Source organism: Mesorhizobium sp. 01N446, from assembly GCF_056399285.1.
In genome coordinates this window covers 167210-186130 of record NZ_JBFTRA010000004.1, presented here as the reverse complement: position 1 = coordinate 186130, position 18921 = coordinate 167210, and the positions used below count along the sequence as shown (strand labels likewise).

At 63.2% G+C, this 18921-nt stretch carries 21 protein-coding genes; 5 read left to right on the top strand and 16 right to left on the bottom strand.

Going from position 1 to position 18921, the window contains the following annotated elements; all coding sequences use genetic code 11:
* Positions 1-10 precede the first annotated feature (10 nt).
* Positions 11-187 (top strand): hypothetical protein, encoded by a 177-nt coding sequence (locus AC1DPX_RS17845; protein WP_202354259.1) that lies wholly within the window; start codon positions 11-13, stop codon positions 185-187.
* Between the two features lie 24 nt (positions 188-211).
* On the opposite strand, the gene AC1DPX_RS17840 is transcribed toward AC1DPX_RS17845, so the two are convergent.
* From AC1DPX_RS17840 to AC1DPX_RS17795, 10 genes are all read right to left on the bottom strand, one after another.
* Positions 212-1360, bottom strand: a complete 1149-nt coding sequence (locus AC1DPX_RS17840; protein ID WP_202354260.1) for a GGDEF domain-containing protein — start codon at positions 1358-1360, stop codon at positions 212-214.
* A gap of 182 nt (positions 1361-1542) precedes the next feature.
* Positions 1543-2349, bottom strand: coding sequence for a DUF72 domain-containing protein (locus AC1DPX_RS17835; RefSeq protein ID WP_477238480.1), 807 nt, complete (start codon positions 2347-2349; stop codon positions 1543-1545).
* A gap of 54 nt (positions 2350-2403) precedes the next feature.
* A complete protein-coding gene (locus AC1DPX_RS17830) occupies positions 2404-3018 on the bottom strand; it encodes a hypothetical protein (RefSeq protein WP_202354262.1) in 615 nt (204 codons plus the stop codon).
* Positions 3019-3465, bottom strand: coding sequence for a GNAT family N-acetyltransferase (locus tag AC1DPX_RS17825; protein ID WP_202354263.1), 447 nt, complete (start codon positions 3463-3465; stop codon positions 3019-3021).
* Positions 3462-3872, bottom strand: a complete 411-nt coding sequence (locus AC1DPX_RS17820) for a DUF302 domain-containing protein (RefSeq protein ID WP_202354264.1) — start codon at positions 3870-3872, stop codon at positions 3462-3464. Before AC1DPX_RS17820 ends, AC1DPX_RS17825 begins: the two co-directional genes overlap by 4 nt.
* On the bottom strand, positions 3872-6793 hold the full coding sequence (uvrA, locus tag AC1DPX_RS17815) for an excinuclease ABC subunit UvrA (protein ID WP_477238478.1): 2922 nt from the start codon (positions 6791-6793) through the stop codon (positions 3872-3874). Before uvrA ends, AC1DPX_RS17820 begins: the two co-directional genes overlap by 1 nt.
* 698 nt (positions 6794-7491) lie before the next feature.
* Complete coding sequence (locus AC1DPX_RS17810; RefSeq protein WP_202354266.1) at positions 7492-7791, bottom strand: hypothetical protein; 300 nt, start codon at positions 7789-7791, stop codon at positions 7492-7494.
* An 89-nt stretch (positions 7792-7880) separates the two neighbouring features.
* On the bottom strand, positions 7881-8486 hold the full coding sequence (locus tag AC1DPX_RS17805) for an ATP-dependent Clp protease proteolytic subunit (RefSeq protein ID WP_477238476.1): 606 nt from the start codon (positions 8484-8486) through the stop codon (positions 7881-7883).
* Between the two features lie 22 nt (positions 8487-8508).
* A complete protein-coding gene (locus AC1DPX_RS17800) occupies positions 8509-8979 on the bottom strand; it encodes an SRPBCC family protein (RefSeq protein WP_477238475.1) in 471 nt (156 codons plus the stop codon).
* Positions 8980-8993: 14 nt separating this feature from the next.
* A complete protein-coding gene (locus AC1DPX_RS17795) occupies positions 8994-9308 on the bottom strand; it encodes an ArsR/SmtB family transcription factor (RefSeq protein WP_477238473.1) in 315 nt (104 codons plus the stop codon).
* A gap of 226 nt (positions 9309-9534) precedes the next feature.
* On the opposite strand from AC1DPX_RS17795, the gene AC1DPX_RS17790 reads away from it, so the two are divergent.
* Together AC1DPX_RS17790 and AC1DPX_RS17785 are read left to right on the top strand one after the other, a co-directional pair.
* Positions 9535-10056, top strand: a complete 522-nt coding sequence (locus tag AC1DPX_RS17790; protein WP_202354270.1) for a single-stranded DNA-binding protein — start codon at positions 9535-9537, stop codon at positions 10054-10056.
* A gap of 134 nt (positions 10057-10190) precedes the next feature.
* On the top strand, positions 10191-10616 hold the full coding sequence (locus AC1DPX_RS17785) for an OsmC family protein (protein WP_202354271.1): 426 nt from the start codon (positions 10191-10193) through the stop codon (positions 10614-10616).
* Positions 10617-10642: 26 nt separating this feature from the next.
* Here AC1DPX_RS17785 and AC1DPX_RS17780 read toward each other — a convergent pair whose 3' ends face one another.
* The 3 genes from AC1DPX_RS17780 to AC1DPX_RS17770 form a co-directional block, all read right to left on the bottom strand.
* Complete coding sequence (locus AC1DPX_RS17780) at positions 10643-11272, bottom strand: MarC family protein (protein WP_477238471.1); 630 nt, start codon at positions 11270-11272, stop codon at positions 10643-10645.
* A 99-nt stretch (positions 11273-11371) separates the two neighbouring features.
* On the bottom strand, positions 11372-11749 hold the full coding sequence (locus AC1DPX_RS17775) for a VOC family protein (protein ID WP_477238469.1): 378 nt from the start codon (positions 11747-11749) through the stop codon (positions 11372-11374).
* 32 nt (positions 11750-11781) lie between these two features.
* On the bottom strand, positions 11782-12309 hold the full coding sequence (locus AC1DPX_RS17770) for a hypothetical protein (RefSeq protein WP_477238467.1): 528 nt from the start codon (positions 12307-12309) through the stop codon (positions 11782-11784).
* A gap of 85 nt (positions 12310-12394) precedes the next feature.
* On the opposite strand from AC1DPX_RS17770, the gene AC1DPX_RS17765 reads away from it, so the two are divergent.
* Positions 12395-13288 (top strand): helix-turn-helix transcriptional regulator, encoded by an 894-nt coding sequence (locus AC1DPX_RS17765; RefSeq protein WP_202354274.1) that lies wholly within the window; start codon positions 12395-12397, stop codon positions 13286-13288.
* On the opposite strand, the gene AC1DPX_RS17760 is transcribed toward AC1DPX_RS17765, so the two are convergent.
* A complete protein-coding gene (locus AC1DPX_RS17760) occupies positions 13252-13875 on the bottom strand; it encodes a ParB-like protein (protein WP_202354275.1) in 624 nt (207 codons plus the stop codon). The two genes, AC1DPX_RS17765 and AC1DPX_RS17760, sit on opposite strands and share 37 nt — an antisense overlap.
* Positions 13872-15572: a SulP family inorganic anion transporter gene (locus AC1DPX_RS17755; RefSeq protein ID WP_477238465.1), complete on the bottom strand. Its 1701-nt coding sequence runs from the start codon at positions 15570-15572 to the stop codon at positions 13872-13874. The genes AC1DPX_RS17760 and AC1DPX_RS17755 overlap by 4 nt, the downstream gene beginning before the upstream one ends.
* A 210-nt stretch (positions 15573-15782) precedes the next feature.
* Between AC1DPX_RS17755 and gyrA the strand changes: the two genes are divergently transcribed.
* Positions 15783-18587, top strand: coding sequence for a DNA gyrase subunit A (gyrA, locus tag AC1DPX_RS17750; RefSeq protein ID WP_477238463.1), 2805 nt, complete (start codon positions 15783-15785; stop codon positions 18585-18587).
* A gap of 56 nt (positions 18588-18643) precedes the next feature.
* Here gyrA and AC1DPX_RS17745 read toward each other — a convergent pair whose 3' ends face one another.
* Positions 18644-18796 carry a hypothetical protein gene (locus AC1DPX_RS17745; RefSeq protein ID WP_081714296.1) on the bottom strand — a complete coding sequence of 51 codons (153 nt, stop codon included), beginning with the start codon at positions 18794-18796 and terminating at the stop codon, positions 18644-18646.
* Between the last annotated feature and the right edge of the window lie 125 nt (positions 18797-18921).

Here is an 18921-nt window from a genome sequence, read left to right as displayed (position 1 = left end):
AGGGACAGCCATGCAACGTTTCGTCGAGGACTACCAGAAGCGGCGGCTTACCGAACGGGTCGACATCATCGCCGCCATCAACATTTTGAGGTCACAGGGCTGCGACTATGACGACCTGATCGAGGAGATCACCAAGGTCTTTTATGTCGACCTCGATACTTTCAATGAAATCGTGATGGCGGCTTAGAGCCGCCGGCATTGATGCGCGTGCTCAGCTCGCGCGCCGCAATGGTGAGGCGGTGACGCGGTTGCGGCCGCTGCGCTTGGCGTCGTAGAGCGCCTTGTCGGCGGCGCTGAGCACCTTGTCGAAGCTGAGGCCCTCTTTGCTGCCAAACGCAAAACCGGCGCTGACCGTGCACCTCAGGGACCCGGTTTCGGTCTCTATCAGGCGTGTCGCGAAGGCGGTCCGGATGCGCTCTGCGGCGTCCTCGACCGTCTCCGGCAAGGTGCGCTTCAACACCAGTGCGAATTCCTCGCCGCCCATGCGCGCGGCGACGTCGGTCTGGCGAAGATTGCCGGCGAGTTCTCCGGCAAACACTTTCAGCACCTCGTCGCCCGCCGCGTGGCCAAACTCGTCGTTGATGGCTTTGAAATTGTCGAGATCGAAGACGACCACGGCGGTGAAGGCACCGACCGGAACATGGCCATGCATGTCGAACAGCGCGCGCCGGTTGAGCAGGCCGGTCAAGGGATCGGTGAGAGCGTTTCGGCGGTGATGTCTCGCCAGACGCCCCTGGTTGAGCGCAAGCGAAAGCGCACCGATACCCGTCATGCTGGCGATCACGACGATGAGGCTCAGTTCCTCGGCCCAGTTGCTTGGTGCATGGCCTAGAACCATCTTGCCGTCCCTTGCCAGCACCGCGGCGCACAGCATGAAGGAAACGGCGGTGGCCGAGTAGAGCGTGGTGATGCCGATCGTCAGGGCGGGGGCTTCGTCGCGGCCCCGCCAGTATTCGAATGCCGTCGCGAACAGCAGCAGGGCGGCGAAAAGGTTCTCGAACATAAAGCCGAGACCATCGTAGCCCAGAGCCATGGGAGGCAGCGTCATCGCCAGCGAAACACAACCCAACAGTGCTCGCGGCAGTGGGGAGCCGCCCGTCCTGAACTGGTAGGCCGCACCCAGCATGGTCGAGAAGCCGAGCAGCAACAGGGCCAGAGTGGCGATGCCGAGCAAGCGCCCGGGCATGTCGATATAGGCGTCATAGACAAAAATATCGCCGACCACGAACACCAGGCTGATCGCCCATGTCAGCAGGAACCGTTCCGTGCGGGCGGTCAGCCACATGCCGAACAATGTCAGGCTCAGGCAAGCGGCGGAGAAACCCACAGCCAGCAGAAGTGAAGTGTAGTCGAGCGACATGCCCCTCTTTCCCTGCCGGCGGCGGCTCCAGCTGTGCGGCTTGGCGTCGCCGCATTCATGCAGCAAGGAAGTGTCGATAAGGTTACGATCGTGGCGAAGATGCCACGAATAGGCGCGTTGCTACGCGCAAAACGCATAGATGATGCGCTTACAGCATGTAGCCGAACAACAATGGATGCCTTTCAGCCGGCTATACGCTTCATCAGCGCCATCGCCCCGAACGGTGCGCGCGCCTTGCCCTCCGTGATGAAGTAGACGAACACATCGCGCGGCTGCACCGGCGCGTCGGTGGCGGGATCGGCGCGCCGCAAATCGGCCGGCTGCTTACCCTCCGCCCATATTTTTGCCCGCGCCGCCCATTCGTCGAGACCCTTCGGCGTGTAGCAATCGGGATTGTCGTCCGAGCCGGTCTGCAGCCGTGCGTAGACGAAGTCACCGGTGACATCGGCGATATCAGGATATTTGGCATGGTCGGCATAAACGATCGCCGCCTTGTATTTGCGGGCGAGCGCCGCGAATTCCGGCACGATGAAACTGTCGTTGCGCACTTCCAGCGCGTGGCGCAGCGCGACGCCATCCTGTTTTTCCGGGAGCAGTTTCAAAAAGGCTTCGAAATCGTCCGGATCGAATTTTTTGGTCGGCGCGAACTGCCACAGGATCGGGCCGAGCTTGTCGCCGAGCGCGGCAACGCCGGAACCGAGGAAGCGCATCATCGATTCGCCGGCTTCGCCCAGCACGCGGCGGTTGGTGACGAAGCGGTTGCCCTTCAGCGAATAGACAAAACCGTCCGGCGCCTCGCTCGCCCATTTGACGAAGGTCGGCTCCTTGAAGCTGGAATAGTAGGTGCCGTTGACCTCGATGCTCGGCACCTGCCGGCTGGCAAATTGCAGTTGCTTGGCCTTCGACAATTTGTCCGGATAGAAGGACGTATCCCAGGGCTCGAAGGTCCAGCCGCCCATGCCGGAGCGGATTGTTCCCGATTTGCTCATCGATTTCTCCTCCAATGTGTTTGCCGCTATAGGCGTGGCAACCGGCAATTTCGTTCAAGTGGGCGTTGACCCGTCCGGGGCAAAGATTGTCGGCGTTCCCAAGGGGTAGAGGTCCTTGCGCAACCGCATGACGCGAAACTGATTTCCGTCCTCGACGATATCGTAGAGAGCCTTGACCGGCTGATAGCGTGCGCGGCGATAGTCGTGCAGCATCACGATCGTCTCGGCATGACAAAGCAGCGTCGCCATGAACGCGCATTCCATGCGGCGCCGGCCGTCGATGAAGATGAAATCGAATTTGCGCTCCAGGCTCAGCGGCCAGGTCGAATAGTTGAGCTCCGGATCGCGGTCGCCAAGCTTGGGACCCTGGAGATCCAGGCAGACCGGATGGAAACCGCTCCACTGCGGCAGCTGCGGCAGAAGTTGATCGAGGAAGGGCTGGCTGTCGTCGATCGAAAAGAGATTGTCGATGGCCAGTCGCTCCCTCAACTGGAGGATCGCCAGCGTCGTGTGGCCCATCCCCCATTCCAGATAGGCGCGCGTAACGGGCTTCACATGCTGCAGCAGGATGCGCTGGAATTCGGGCAGATAGTCGGCGCCGTAAGCTTGCGACGAGCGGACCACGCCACCCAGGGTCAGCTTGTTCTCCATGGAGCTGCCGGCCTGCATTCACATTGCCTTCGCCATGTCGACGAGCACCCAGCCTGGCCGATAGGGATTGGGCCGGCGACCCGTTTCGCGATAGCCGTAAGCGAGATAGAGCGCGATGTTCCGCTCCATTTTCGCATTGGTGTAGAGCCTTATCTCCGGAAGGCCCCATTGGCGCGTCTGCTCGTCGGCGTGTCTCAGCAATGCGATACCGAATCCCTTGCCCTGGAAGGCGGGTGACACCGCTACGGAGAAGATCATGGCGTGATCCGCATGCCGCTCCAGTGTGAGCACTCCGGCAAGTTCGCCGCCGCTCTCCAGCAGCCAGACCTCGCCGCGCGCGATGCGCGGGGCATAGTCTTCGGTCACCGGGATCGGCGGCGCGTCGAGTATGGCTTTGTAGGGAGCGTAGGCGGCTTCCGTCAGCGCGACGATCCCGGCAAGATCTTCTGGGCGGGCAAGCCTCATGACGGATCCATTCCAGCGGCGGCAGCGATCACCTTCTCCATGCCGGCGGCAATCGCCGCGACCGCGGCGCGGCTGGCATCGCCTAGGCCGTGGCGCTCAGCGATCCAGTGCGGATCATTGTAGGACAGCCAGGCATTGCCTTGTACATCCTCCCAGCCCAGCGCCTTGACGGGCAGATCGATGCCGGCAAGCTGACTTTCCTGCATCAGTGGGGTGCCGCCTCTGGGGTTGCCGAAGATCAGCAGTTCGGTCGGCCGCAACGCAGCGCCGACTTCGCGCGCGCCGGCGGCATGATCGATGCGCGCGAAGACAAGCAGGCCCGAGCGCTTGACCACCTCGGCAAGGCGGTCGATGGTTTCGGTCACGCCAAAGCGGCTCTGAATCGTGATGAGACCATCCCCAGCCATCACTCCGCCGCTTCGCGCTTGCCTCCGGGGCGCCGCTCCAGCAGTTCCTTGAGGAACTGGCCGGTATAGCTGCGCTTCTCGCGCACAATGGCTTCCGGCGTGCCCTGGGCAACCAGTTCGCCGCCGCCGTCACCACCTTCGGGGCCGAGGTCGAGCACCCAGTCGGCGGTCTTGATCACTTCGAGATTGTGCTCGATGACCACCACCGTGTTGCCCTGGTCGACAAGTTCATGCAGCACTTCCAACAGCTTGGCGACGTCGTGGAAATGCAGGCCGGTGGTCGGCTCGTCGAGGATGTAGAGCGTCTTGCCGGTCGCCTTGCGCGACAGTTCCTTGGCCAGCTTGATCCGCTGCGCCTCGCCGCCCGAAAGCGTCGTCGCCTGCTGGCCGATATGGATGTAACCGAGGCCGACCTGCTTCAACGTGTCGAGCTTGTCGCGCACGCCGGGCACGGCGGCGAAGAAATCGACGCCTTCCTCGACCGTCATGTCGAGCACGTCGGCGATCGACTTGCCCTTGAACAGCACGTCGAGCGTTTCTCTGTTATAGCGCTTGCCGTGGCAGACGTCGCAGGTGACGTAGACGTCGGGCAGGAAGTGCATCTCGATCTTGATGACGCCGTCGCCCTGGCAGGCCTCGCAGCGGCCGCCCTTGACGTTGAACGAAAAGCGTCCCGGCTGATAGCCGCGCGCCTTGGCTTCGGGCAGGCCGGCGAACCAGTCACGGATCGGCGTGAAGGCGCCGGTATAGGTGGCGGGGTTCGAACGCGGGGTCCGTCCGATCGGCGACTGGTCGATGTCGATGACCTTGTCGAGGAATTCCAGGCCCTCGATGCGGTCGTGCTCGGCCGGATGTTCGCGCGAACCCATGATGCGGCGCGAGGCCGCCTTGAACAGCGTCTCGATCAGGAAGGTCGACTTGCCGCCGCCCGACACACCGGTGACTGCGGTGAAGGTGCCGAGCGGGATTTCGGCGGTGACGTTCTTCAAATTGTTGCCGCGCGCGCCGACGATCTTCAGGCGCCGGTTCTTCTTCGCCTCACGCCGCACACCAGGCGTCGCCACTTCGAGCGCGCCCGACAAATATTTGCCTGTGATCGAATTGGGGTTGGCCATCACCTGCTGCGGCGTGCCCTGGGCAATGATCTCGCCGCCATGTATGCCGGCGGCTGGACCCATGTCGACGACATAGTCGGCATGCAGGATGGCGTCCTCGTCATGCTCGACGACGATCACCGTGTTGCCGATGTCGCGCAGGTGCTTCAGCGTGTCGAGCAGCCGCGTGTTGTCGCGCTGGTGCAGGCCGATCGACGGCTCGTCCAGCACGTAAAGCACGCCGGTCAGGCCCGAGCCGATCTGCGATGCCAGCCGGATGCGCTGGCTCTCGCCGCCCGACAGCGTGCCGGAATTGCGCGAAAGCGTCAGATAGTCAAGCCCGACATCGTTGAGGAAGCGCAGGCGCTCGCGGATTTCCTTGAGCACCCTGACCGCGATCTCGTTCTGCTTGTCGTTGAGCTGAGCGGGCAGGTCGGTGAACCACTGGTCGGCCTTGCGGATCGACTGTTCGGTGACTTCGCCAATGTGCTTGCCGCCGATCTTCACCGCCAGCGCCTCAGGCTTCAGCCGGTAGCCCTTGCAGACGGGGCAGGGCGTCGCCGACATGAAGCGCTCGATCTCCTCGCGCATCCAGGCGGATTCGGTCTCTTTCCAGCGCCGCTCGAGATTGGGGATGACGCCTTCGAAGGTCTTGGTCGTCTTGTAGGAGCGCAGCCCGTCATCATACTGGAAGGTGACTTCGCGCTCGCCGGTGCCGCGCAGGATCGCGTTTTGGGCCTCGGTACTCAAATCCTTGAACTTGTCGCCGAGCTTGAAATTGTAGGCCTTGCCCAAGGCCTCGAGCGTCTGCACGTAATAGGGCGAGGTCGATTTCGCCCACGGGCTGACGGCGCCGTCGCGCAGCGACACGTTCTCGTCGGGCACGACGAGATTGGGGTCGATGGCGCGCTGGCTGCCGAGACCGTCGCAGGTCGGGCAGGCGCCGAACGGGTTGTTGAACGAGAACAGCCGCGGCTCGATCTCCGGAATGGTGAAGCCGGACACCGGGCAGGCGAATTTTTCCGAGAACAGGATGCGTTCATGCGTCTCGTTCTTCGACTTGTTGACCGAATCCTCGCCGGTCTGGCTGGAATCGAGCGGCCTGTCGGCGAACTCGGCCACCGCCAGCCCCTCCGCGAGCTTCAGCGCCGTCTCGATGGAGTCGGCAAGACGCGTGGCCAGATCGCCGCGTACGACGATGCGGTCGACGACGACATCGATGTCGTGCTTGTATTTCTTGTCCAGCGCCGGAACATCCGCGATCTCATAGAAGACGCCGTCGACCTTGACGCGCTGAAACCCCTTCTTCTGGAGCTCCAGTAGTTCCTTGCGGTACTCGCCCTTGCGGCCGCGCACGATCGGCGCCAGCAGGAACAGGCGCGTGCCTTCCTCCAGCGCCAGCACGCGGTCGACCATCTGGCTGACCGTCTGGCTCTCGATCGGCAGGCCGGTGGCCGGCGAATAGGGCACGCCGACACGGGCGAACAACAGGCGCATATAGTCGTAGATCTCGGTGACGGTGCCGACCGTCGAGCGCGGGTTCTTCGAGGTGGTCTTCTGCTCGATGGAGATGGCAGGCGACAGGCCGTCGATCTGGTCGACGTCGGGCTTCTGCATCATTTCGAGGAATTGCCGGGCATAGGCCGACAGGCTCTCGACATAGCGGCGCTGGCCTTCGGCGTAGATGGTGTCGAAGGCGAGCGACGATTTGCCGGAACCCGACAGGCCGGTCATGACGATCAGGCTGTCACGCGGCAAATCGAGATCGACGTTCTTCAGATTGTGTTCGCGCGCCCCGCGAATGGAAAGGAATTTATGGTCGGCCATCGCCGGTCGCCGCCTCAGATCTGGAATTCGTGGGATTGGCGGGATTGTCCCGGCCATCCCCTATGTAGGTGTTTTTGCCGCCACGTCGAGAGACGCCACAATTCCCGACAGAAATCGTTTAACCGCCTTTCGCGCGAAGGGGCAAGCAGAAAGAACAAAGGCCGAACACGCTCCTGACAAAGCTGTGTAAAAACCTGACCTGTACGTAACCTCCCGCCGATCACGTTTTTCGGTAACCGGCTGTTGATGGTTGACGCGGCCGGCTCATGGGAGCAGTCTCCAGAAGTCAGCGAAGCCGGCCGTCTTTCGATGGCCTCGCCGCCCAAAGGCGGCCTGCGAGACGCCGCAGGTTTTTGCGATTTGCGCTTCGCGACGACAATGTCGCAACGGACACAGGAGCGGAGCATGACGCCACCGGATAGTCCCCAAGGGCTCCACGCCTCGTTGGAGCCGCGGCAGGCATAAGTGCCAGGGTTTAGCGTTTGCGCCACCCGACAAACCGTGACTTGCCGTATCCCCCAACAATCAGAGACTGCTAGTCGGATCGTCGGCTGACGCCGCGTGGCATCCGAAATCAAACGCCGGCAGTACACTCCCGGCAAAATATGGATTTTAGATCCAGAAAAGCCCCGTCCGTTTGCCCTAGGGCACGGCGGGGCTGTTCTTTTGCAGCGAAGCCTGGCCGGCAATGGCGCTGGCTATCTCGGCGGCTTGATCCCGCCCGTAGCCATATCGACGGTGATGCTGCCGGAAATCCTGACATCGGTATCGCCGATCTTGAACGTGCCGTTGCCGTTGCTGGGGAATGCGTCGTCAGGTTCCGGCTGAGGAGCGGGCTTAGCGATGCGATAGTCACCGCTCACGCCGGGCAGGGCGCCCTTCTGTGCCTGCCCCGAACTGTCGTCGGCGAGTGCCAAACTGCTCATAAGGCTGGCGAAAGCGAGCGCTGCGGCGGCGATGACGCGATGCGACGTCCTGGGCGAATAAGTGTCGATCATCCCAAGACTATAGTGACGTGCCGCCGATGCGGCCAGACCGGCATCGTCAAATCTTCGACAACCGCCGAGAATCCGACCTGGTCCTGGCTTCACGCCGCCTTTTTGCGGGTGTCGAAGACGTGGTCGACGATGCCCCAGGCCTGGGCCTCGGGGGCGGTCATGAAATGGTCGCGATCGAGCGTGCGTTCGACCTCCTCGTAGCTGCGGCCGCAATGCTGCGCATAGAGTTCGGCCATGCGCCGTTTGGTCTTGCCGATCCGTTCGGCATGGCGCTGGATGTCGGAGGCTTGGCCCTGGAAGCCGCCCAACGGCTGGTGCAGCAGGACGGTGGCGTTCGGCAGCGCGATGCGGCGCCCCGGTGTGCCCGCCATCAGCAGGAAGGAGCCCATCGAGGCGGCAAACCCCATGCACACGGTCGACACCGGGCAGCTGACATACTGCATCGTGTCGTAGATGGCGAAGCCGCTGGTCACCACGCCACCGGGTGAGTTGATGTAGAGCGAGATCTCCTTGTCGGGATTGTCCGACTCCAGCGACAGGAGCTGCGCACAGACCAGCGCCGAGACGTCATCATTGATCTCGCCATTGATGAAGATGATGCGCTCGCGCAGCAGCCGCGAGAAAATGTCAAAGGCGCGTTCGCCGCGGCTCGATTGCTCGATCACCATCGGCACCAGACTGGCAAGACCGCTCATTTTTCGTCTCCGATTTCCGTGTTCAGGCTGCGAGCAGCAGCGGTGTGTTCGCGGCGATGAGCTTTCCGGCCCCGCGCGATCCGAGCCAAAGCCGGCAGCCGCCGCCCGCCATGGCAACAGCAGGCATAGCCTTCCCGGCAAAACCGTCATGGACGATGCGCAGATGCGTGCCGCCGGAAGCGGTGCGGGCGAGTGTGAAGGTGACGACGCTGTCGAGCGGATCCTGGCGCGCGGCGTCATTTGGCTGCTCCCGCCAGGAGTAGCGCAGCAGGCGCTCGGGCTCGGCGTCGAGGATTTCGCATTCGATCGCGGCGTCCGGCCCGGCAAAGGTAAAATTGCTGCCGGTCTGCGCCCTGATGTCGTTCGGCATCATCCAGGCGGCGAGCAGTTCCGGCACGGTCAGCGCCCGCCACACCTTTTCCGGCGGCTCGGCAAGGTCGTATTCGAACTCCAGCGCATCCGGGGCAACTTCATCTTGGGTCTTGGCGTTCATCGATCCCAAATCCTTCACTGGTCCATATCCTTCAAAACCGTCTTCAGCCTTTCGATGCGCTCCGGCCAGAAGGTCCGGTAGCGTTCGATCCAGGAGAGCAGGGGGGCGAGCCCCTGCGGATCGGCACGATAGTAGGCGTTGCGGCCAGCCCGCCGCTCGACCACGAGGCCGGCGCCACGCAGCACCGCCAGATGCTGGGATACCGCCGGCTGCGATACCGTCAGGCCGCTGCGCAATTCCGACACGCTCATCTCGGCCGTGGCCAGGCGCTCGAAGACGGCGCGACGCGTCGGGTCGGCCAGGGCGCGGAAAATCTCTGCTTCGATCATGGCAAAAGCATAAGTCGATACTTATTGATTTGGCAAGCGCTGTTTGAGGCCCATATAAAGGGCTCGGGCATTGCTGCCATTCCTTGACAATCAGCGGTGATGCATATAGGAACGAAAAGGGAACAAAAACCTTGTGGGAAAAGCCAGCCTTAGCAGGCGGCTGGCGTGCGCAGCCTGTAAGGTGCTACGACAAAAATTTGTTTTCGGATGAGCGCGGAGAAAAATCATGGCGGGTAGCGTCAACAAGGTCATTCTGGTCGGCAATCTCGGCGCGGACCCTGAAATCCGCCGCCTGAACTCGGGCGAGCCGGTCGTCAACATCCGTATCGCCACGTCGGAAAGCTGGCGCGACAAGAATTCCGGCGAGCGCAAGGAAAAGACCGAGTGGCACAATGTCGTCATCTTCAATGAGGGCATCGCCAAGGTGGCCGAGCAGTATCTGAAGAAGGGCATGAAGGTCTATGTCGAGGGCCAGCTGCAGACGCGCAAATGGCAGGACCAGACCGGCGCGGACAAGTATACGACGGAAGTCGTGCTGCAGAGATTCCGAGGCGAGCTGCAGATGCTCGACGCGCGCGCCCCGGGTGAAGGCGGCCAGGTCGGCGGCTATTCCGGAGGCGGCAGCAGCCGCGGTTCCGATTTCGGCCAGTCCAGCCCGAACGAGAGCTTCAACCGCGGCGGCGGCGCTCCCAGGGGCGGCGGTGGCGGCGGTTCGTCGCGCGAGCTGGACGACGAGATCCCGTTCTGATCGAAAAGCAATATCAAACGGCTGACGTCGCCAAGACGACTGACGTTGCGTGATCGATATGCCCCGAGGGTCCTGCATGGACTTTCGGGGTTTTGCGTTGTTGATTTGGGATCAGGGACTGAAAGGACAAAGCGGTGAAGGCACGGATAAAATGGGTCGAAGAGCGTACCTTCGTGGGCGAGTCCGGCAGCGGCCACAAACTGGTGCTGGGAACGGCAGCGGGCCCCGAAGGCAAGACGCCGGGCCCGAGCCCGATGGAACTGGTGCTGATCGGCACCGGCGGCTGTTCGGCCTACGATGTCGTGCATATCCTGGAAAAAGGTCGCGAGGCGGTCGAGGACTGCGTGGTCGAGCTCGATGCCGACCGGGCCGAAACCGACCCAAAGGTGTTTACCCGCATCCATATGCATTTCATCGTCAAGGGCAGGGCCTTGTCGACGGACAAGGTTCAACGCGCGATTAATCTGTCGATCGAAAAATACTGCTCGGCCTCCGCCATGATGGCCAAGACGGCCACGATCACGCATGACTTTGAAGTCATCGACACGACGGCCAAGTAGGGCAGTAGGGCAGTAGGGACTGCCGCTCACCCGGCCATCAGTGCCTTGATGCCGTCGGCCACGAATTGCACGGCCAGTGCGGCCAGGATGACGCCGAGCAGGCGGGTCAGGATCGAGCGGCCGGTCTGGCCGAGGATGCGGTCGATGCGTTCCGACAGCACGAACACCAGATAGGTGATGGCGAGGCAGACGAAGATGATGCCGACGAGCGCGGCCTGCGCGGCAAAGCCCTGAAACGAGCCGGAAAGCAGCACTGTCGCCGAAATCGCGCCGGGACCGGCGATCAGCGGGATCGCCAGCGGGAAGGCGGCGATGTTGTGGATCATGTCCTTGGTGATGGCGACGTCGCCGATCTTCTCCTTGCGGTCCTGCCGCCGCTCGAACACCATTTCGAAGGCGATGAAGAACAGCAGGAAACCACCGGCGACGCGGAAGGCCGGCAGGGTGATGCCGAACACCGACAGGATCGAGGCGCCGGCCACCGCGAACAGCGCCATCACCAGGAAGCCGATGACCGAGGCGCGCACCGACACCTGATGACGCTCCTCGCGGTTCATGCCGCGTGTCACGGCGAGGAACAGCGGCGCCAGGCCGGGCGGGTCGATGGTCACGAGAATGGTGACGAAGGCATTGAACAGGCTGTCGAAACTCGGCATCGCTGACCCTCCCGCCGGGCCGAGCCCGCCCCGCATTGGTAGAGCAAAGCCCGGTCGGTGGGAACTGTCTTGGGTGCGAAACTACGACCCTCGACAGGGTTAGCCGGCCGCACCGCAATAGGCCTCGAGGCGATAGCCGTCCGGGTCGATGACGAAGGCGGCGTAATAGTTCTCGCTGTAGTCGGCGCGCAGGCCAGGCGCGCCATTGTCGCTGCCGCCTTGGCGCAAGGCAGCGGCATGGAAGGCATCGACGCCGTCTCGTGTCGGGGCGGCGAAGCAGAAATGCAGGCCGGATTTTTCGTCAGCCGGAACCGGCCGCGCCGCTTCGTTTACCCACAGCGCCACGCTCTGGGCGCCATAGCCGAGCGAACCCGGCGATTGGCTGAGGCAGGAATAGCCAAGCGGCGCCAGCGCCGCGTCGTAGAAGCGCTTCGAGGCGTTGGCGTCGCGGACGCCGACCGAAACATGATCGAACATGGTTTTCTCCGTTGTTACAAAGGGTTGTGATGTCATCTTGCAGATTGACGGCGCGCCAGGAACTCGACTTCGAGGTGCCAGGCCGCGCCGTCGTGCGAGCGCTCGCCGAGCCAGCGGAAGGAATCTTCGGTGATCCGCGAAAAGCTCCAGCGCACCGACGAACCGGTGCCGTCGGCGCCGACCTGCACGATCGTGTCGTCTTCGGCGCGGCCGAGCTGGCGGCTGAAATACTGGTTGCGCGGGTCGCTCCAGAAAATGTGCCAGGCGTCCGCGCCGGGATCATAGACGCGCAGCGTCGTGCCGTAGAACGTCCATTTGCCAAGAGACGGCGAGGGGCCGGCGTCGCGCGCGGGCAGGATCCATACGTCCTGGATGGCGCGGCCTTCCAGAACCCAGCCGAAATGCACCTCGCCACGCCCGGTGAGCACGGTGCCGTCCTCGAGGCGGCGTGAGGCGTCGAACGTCCAGGCGCCGACGAAGCGGCCGTAAAGGTTCAGTTTTTCGGCAAGCCCGTCGATCGGTCCGGGACTGTGCAGGGCTTCGGCAAAAGGGTCGAACATGGCTGCGGTCTCTTTCTGTCAGGAGACCGCGAGGAGTAGGCGCCGGCGGGGTTCTGGGCTTGGGAAAAATTGCTATATTTCGATCATGACAGCGACGACGCGCACTCTGGCATCCGGACCCGGCTGGCACGTGGCGGATGTGATCTGCACGGCCGGCACCGGCGACCGGCCGTTCGAGGAGGCGCATCGGGATTTCTGCATCGCGGCGGTGACCAGCGGCACCTTCCGCTACCGCACGCGGCAGGGCACGGCGATGCTGGCGCCGGGTGCGCTGCTGCTCGGCAATTCCGGCACATGCTATGAATGCGGCCACGAGCATGGCAGCGGCGACCGCTGTCTCTCGTTTCATTTCAAACCGGCCTACATGGAGCGGATCGTCGCCGGCGTGCCGGGCGCCCGAACACTCCCCTTCGAGACGCCGCGCCTGCCGCCCTTGGCGGCCCTGGCGTCGCTGCTGGCCGAAGCGGAAGCGGCGCGAGAAACAGCTGACACTGATGCCTTCGAGGAACTTTCCCTGCGCATTGCGGGCGCGGCCGTGACCGCAGCCTCCGGCACCGCGCCTGTCATGCACGCGCCGAGCCGGCGTGATCAGAAACGGGTGGCGGAAGCCGTGCAGCGGATCGAACTGGATGCCGACAGCCCCGTTTCGCTGTCGGCGCTGGCGGACGAGACGGCGACCAGCCCCTATCATTTCCTGCGTATCTTCCGGCAGGTCGCCGGCATGACGCCTTACCAGTTCCTGCTGAGGACGAGGCTGCACCGGGCAGCGGTGCGGCTGCGCCTGTCGGACGATGCGATCTCGGCGATCGCCTTCGACGCGGGCTTCAACGATCTGTCGACGTTCAACCGCCGGTTCCGGCGCGTCATGGGCGAGACGCCGGGCGATTATCGCGCCCGCCGGTCAAGCAGCATCGACATGGGCGCGCCTCGCCGGAGGCAGGCTCAGTCCGTCGTCGGGCCGCACCAGCCCGGCAGATAGTCCGCGTCCTTGCCCTTGGCTAGGCTGAGGGCCTCTTTCATCGCCTTGTCGAAGTTCTTCGCAATCGCATTGCGATCGATGCGCCGACGCAGAAAATCCGCCCAGATGAATTCGCTGAACGGCGTGGTGTCCTTGGCGAAGCCGCCTTGCCGGCGCAGTTCGCCGGCCATGCTCCTGTAAGGATCATCGATCAGCTCGCCGATTGTCTTCGGAATTGCCGAATAGTCGCGGCGCCGGCCGTTCTCGTCGAACGGATGCATCCAGCCTCTGTTGTCGAGCACGAAAAGAAAGGCGTCCTTGTCGAGCGCGGACAGGTCGCTGATCACGGTCACAAGCACGTCCTTGACGCCTTCCTCGAGCAAAGCGCGAGCGAGGTGATGATGATCGGTGACGTAGTTGCGATTTTTAGGCCCCAATACGACCGGCACCATGTGTTTGCCGAGAAAAGCGCCGGTCTTCTTCTTGGCGTCCTGTTCCCGGATCATCTGGCGCTTCAACGCAACTTCCCGCATGCCGACCGTTATCTGCGTCGGCCTCAATTCCTCGACGGGAACCGGCGTGACAATGGGCACTCGGGGGTCAATCATGGCACTCGATCCTGTTCTTGCTGCAGCTGTTTCCCCGGACCCAGTGACTTGATCGCCGCGTCGACGCTGTGGAATATGCGCTGCGTGCCGACCATTTCAGCGATGCCGAACCGCTTCAGCGCCGCCTGGGCGCGCAGCGATTCCAGCCGCGCTATGGCAAAGACCGCGCCCGCCTTGCGGCAATGCAGGATGGTGTCGATCAGGGCTTGCGCGGCGGTGTAGTCGATTTCGACGATGTTGCTGGCCTCCAGCACGACCAGTTTCACGGTTTCGTCCCTGGCATCGATGAGACCGCAAAGGCCGCGCTTGAAGCGGTCGGCGTTGACGAAGGACAGCGGCGCCTGGAAGGCCGCGACCAGCACGCCTGGGAATTGTTCGCCGGAACTGGGTTTGCCTGGCGGCCACCAGACGGACGTGCCCGGCACCTGTTCGAGTTCGATCGGCTCCGTGCGTGTCGCACTCCAGATGCCATGCAGCAGCGACAGGCCGATGCCCACCGCCACGCCGGTTGCGATCGGCAGCACGACGATGGCGGCCATGGTGACCAGGATCAGCACGAATTCGACCGGAGCCTGCCGGTAGACGCTGGCGAACACCTTCCAGCGCAATATGTGCTGGGCAACGAACATCAGGACACCGGCAAGGGCGGCCTGCGGAACGTTGGCGAGCAGGCCGCCACCGAAGGCGCCGAGCGCCAGCACGATGGCCGCGGCAATGAGGCCGGACAATTGCGAGCGGCCACCCGACTGGGAGATGATGGCCGTGCGCGGCGGGCTGGCATTGACCGCAAAGGCGCCGAACAGGCCCGACGCGATGCTGCCGGCGCCGACGCCGATGAAATCGCGGTTGACGTCAGGGGCGCCCCGCTGCGGTATGAAGGAACGCGAGGTCGCCGCCGTCTGCACCATGACGACGATGGCGATCAGCAGCGCCAATGGAACCAGCGCCTGCACATCGTCAAGGCTGGCAAGCGGCAGACCCGGCCGGGGCAGGCCGTTTGGCAGGGCGCCGAGCACCTCGACGCCGCGATCCCTGAGGCCGAAGACGATGACCGCAAGCGTGGCAAGCACCATGCCGATCAAGGCGCCGGGGATGCGGGCGCTGATCCGCTCCGAGCAGAACACGATCGCGAACACGCCAAGGCCGAGCCCAAGGCTCCAGGGATTGGTGAGATGGAGACTGCCGGCGATCTCGCCGACACGACGCAAGGTTTCGCCGCTCTGGGCTGGCAGGCCGAGCAGTCCGGGCATTTGCGAGACGATGATGTGGACGGCGATGCCGGCCAAAAACCCTGTCGTGACCGGCACCGACAGGAGGTCGGCGATCCAGCCGAGGCGAAAGATGCCGCTGAGCGCCACGATCAGCCCGACCATCAGTGCCAGCATGGCTGCCAGCGCCAAATAGTGCGGCGAGCCTGATGTGGCGAGCAGCGCCAGGCTGCCGGCAAACAGCGGCGTGATGGTCGAATCCGCGCCGGCCGAGAGGTGACGATTGGCGCCGAACAGGGCGAAGGCCACCGAACCGGCGACAAAAGCGAAAAACCCGATCTCGGGAGCAAAGCCGCCGAGCCGCGCCGTCGCCATCTGCTCGGGAATGGCGATCGCGGCCAATGTCAGGCCGGCGATCAGGTCACCATTGAGATCCCGGAACTGCCAGCCGCCAAGCGCCTGCAAAGGCAACCACCTGCGCCAACTCATGGCGCTCGTCGCTTTCGCTTGGGAAAGTTGGTCCATTGCCGGCTTTTGCCTTGTGGCGGCGAAAAGCGTTGTGGCCATATCGTCGCAATGTGCGGTATCCTTTTGAAATTACCACCAAAAATGACACTGGAAAAGTGCCGCGAACATTGGAGTTTCGGGCTTGCTTCCTATATATACGGTCAGTGATTCCTGATTAGATTGTGATCCGATTTGACCGACCAAAAGACACCGCGCGGCGCCGATGGCGGCCCCACCGGCATCGAGCCGATCTCCATCATCGAGGAGATGCAGAGCTCGTATCTCTCTTATGCCATGAGCGTTATCGTCAGCCGTGCGCTGCCCGATGTGCGCGATGGCCTCAAGCCCGTGCATCGCCGCATTCTCTATGCCGCGCATGAGAGCGGCTACCACTGGAACCGCAAATATGTGAAGTCGGCCCGCCCGGTCGCCGACGTGATGGGTAAATACCATCCGCATGGCGACGCCTCGATCTATGACGCCTTGGTGCGCATGGCGCAGGACTGGTCGCTGCGCGTGCCGCTGATCGACGGGCAAGGCAATTTCGGCTCGATCGACGGCGATCCGCCGGCGGCGATGCGCTACACCGAATCGCGGCTGACCAAGGTCGCGCATGAGCTTCTGGAGGACATCGACAAGGACACGGTCGATTTCCAGGACACTTATGATGCCTCGGACACCGAGCCGAAGGTTCTGCCGGCGCGCTTTCCCAATCTGCTGGTCAATGGTTCCGGCGGCATCGCCGTCGGCATGGCCACCAACATCCCGCCGCACAATCTGGGCGAAGTCTGCAACGGTGCCATCGCCGTCATCGACAATCCGGCGATCGACCTGCCGGCGCTGATGGAGATCATTCCAGGCCCCGATTTCCCGACCGGCGGCATCGTGCTTGGCCGCTCCGGCATCTACAGCGCCTATTCGACCGGCCGTGGCTCGATCGTCATGCGCGGCAAGGTCAACATCGAACAGCGCGGCAACGACCGTGAATCGATCATCATCACCGAGGTTCCCTACCAGGTGAACAAGGCCTCGATGATCGAGAAGATGGCCGAACTGGTGCGCGACAAGCGCATCGAGGGCATTTCCGACATCCGCGACGAAAGCGACCGGCAGGGCTATCGCGTCGTCATCGAGCTGAAGCGCGACGCCGTCGCCGACGTCATCCTCAACCAGCTCTACCGCTTCACGCCGCTGCAGACCTCCTTTGGCGCCAATATGGTGGCGCTGAATGGCGGCAAGCCGGAACTGCTGACGCTGACCGACATGCTGAAGGCGTTCGTGTCCTTCCGCGAAGAGGTCATCACCAGGCGGACGAAATTCCTGCTGCGCAAGGCGCGCGACCGCGCGCACGTGTTGGTGGGTCTGGCGATTGCCGTCGCCAATATCGACGAGGTCATCAAGCTGATCCGCACCGCGCCCGATCCGCAGACGGCGCGCGAGCAGTTGATGGAGCGGCGCTGGCCGGCAGGCGACGTCGAATCGCTGATCCTGTTGATCGACGATCCGCGCCATCGCATCAATGAGGACGGCACCTACAATCTTTCCGAGGAACAGGCGCGCGCCATCCTCGAACTGCGCCTGCAGCGCCTGACCGCGCTCGGCCGCGACGAGATCGCCGACGAGTTGAACACGATCGGCGACGAGATCAAGGACTACCTCGACATCCTGTCTTCCCGCGCGCGCGTCCAGCAGATCGTCAAGGATGAGCTTGCCGCCGTGCGCGACGAGTTCGGCACGCCACGCCGCACCGAGCTGACCGATGGTGGCGCGGACATGGAAGACGAGGACCTGATCCAGCGCGAGGACATGGTCGTGACGGTGAGCCATTCCGGCTACATCAAGCGCGTGCCGCTGTCGCTCTACCGGGCGCAGCGCCGTGGCGGCAAGGGCCGCTCCGGCATGTCGACCAAGGAAGAGGATTTCGTCAGCCGGTTGTTCGTGGCCAACACGCACACGCCGGTGCTGTTCTTCTCCTCGCGCGGCATCGTCTACAAGGAAAAGGTCTGGCGGCTGCCGATCGGCAATCCGCAGTCACGCGGCAAGGCGCTGATCAACATGCTGCCGCTCGAACAGGGCGAGCGCATCACCACGATCATGCCGCTGCCCGAGGACGAGACCAGCTGGGGCGAGCTCGACGTGATGTTCGCCACCACGCGCGGCACCGTGCGCCGCAACAAGCTGTCCGACTTCGTCCAGGTCAACCGCAACGGCAAGATCGCCATGAAGCTGGAGGAGGAAGGCGACGAGATTCTCGGCGTCGAGACCTGCACCGACAATGACGACGTGCTTTTGACCGCCAGCTCCGGCCAGTGCATCCGCTTCTCGGTCGGCGACGTGCGCGTCTTCCAGAGCCGCAATTCCGTCGGCGTGCGCGGCATCACCATGGCCGAGACCGACCGCATCATCTCCATGTCGGTGATCGAGAATGTCGATGCGCCGCCGGCCGAACGCGCCGCCTATCTCAAGCGGGCCGCGGCCGAACGGCGGGCTGCCGCCGGTATTGCCGCCGGCGAAGAGGAAGAAATCGCGCTGACCAACGAAGAGGTCGGCGAGGAGACGGAGCTTTCCGACGAGCGCTACGAGTTCCTCAAGGCGCATGAGCAGTATGTGCTGACGGTCACCGAATATGGCTACGGCAAGCGTTCGTCGTCCTATGATTTCCGCCTGACCGGGCGCGGCGGCAAGGGCATCCGAGCCACCGACGTGTCGAAGACGGCAGAGATCGGCCGGCTGGTGGCGACCTTCCCGGTCGGCAATGACGACCAGATCATGCTGGTTTCGGATGGCGGCACCGTCATCCGGGTGCCGGTCAACGGCATCCGTTTCGCCAGCCGCGCCACCAAGGGCGTGACCATCTTCAATACGGCTGAAGGTGAGAAGGTGGTTTCGGTCGAGCGGATTTCCGAGCCGCAATCGGACGAGGAAAGCGAAGAGACCATCGAGAGCGGCGCGGAGTCTGCTCCAGAGACTGATGCTGGCCCGGGCAGCGCTGAATAGGTCCAGACATAGCAACGCCGGCCCCTTGGCCGGCGCGGCAGCAAGTCTGGACTGACTTAGTAGTGACGATACGGCTTGCGGGGGCCGAAGCCTTCGAAGCGCTTGGTGTTTGCCTTGACGCGGATGCGTTGTGCCTCCTGATGCAGCCCGAATACGGTGGCGATCAGCATTGCGACTGTCATTGCGGTGGCGAGCATGTAGATCAGCATGTGCGTGTTCTCCTGCGCCTTACAACGGATAGATGGGATTTTGGTTTCATCTTATTAAGGTGCAACCTAATGAACGCTGCGTGAAGGCTTGGTGATCAGCGTGTTCATCTGTCGTTCATGTGCCG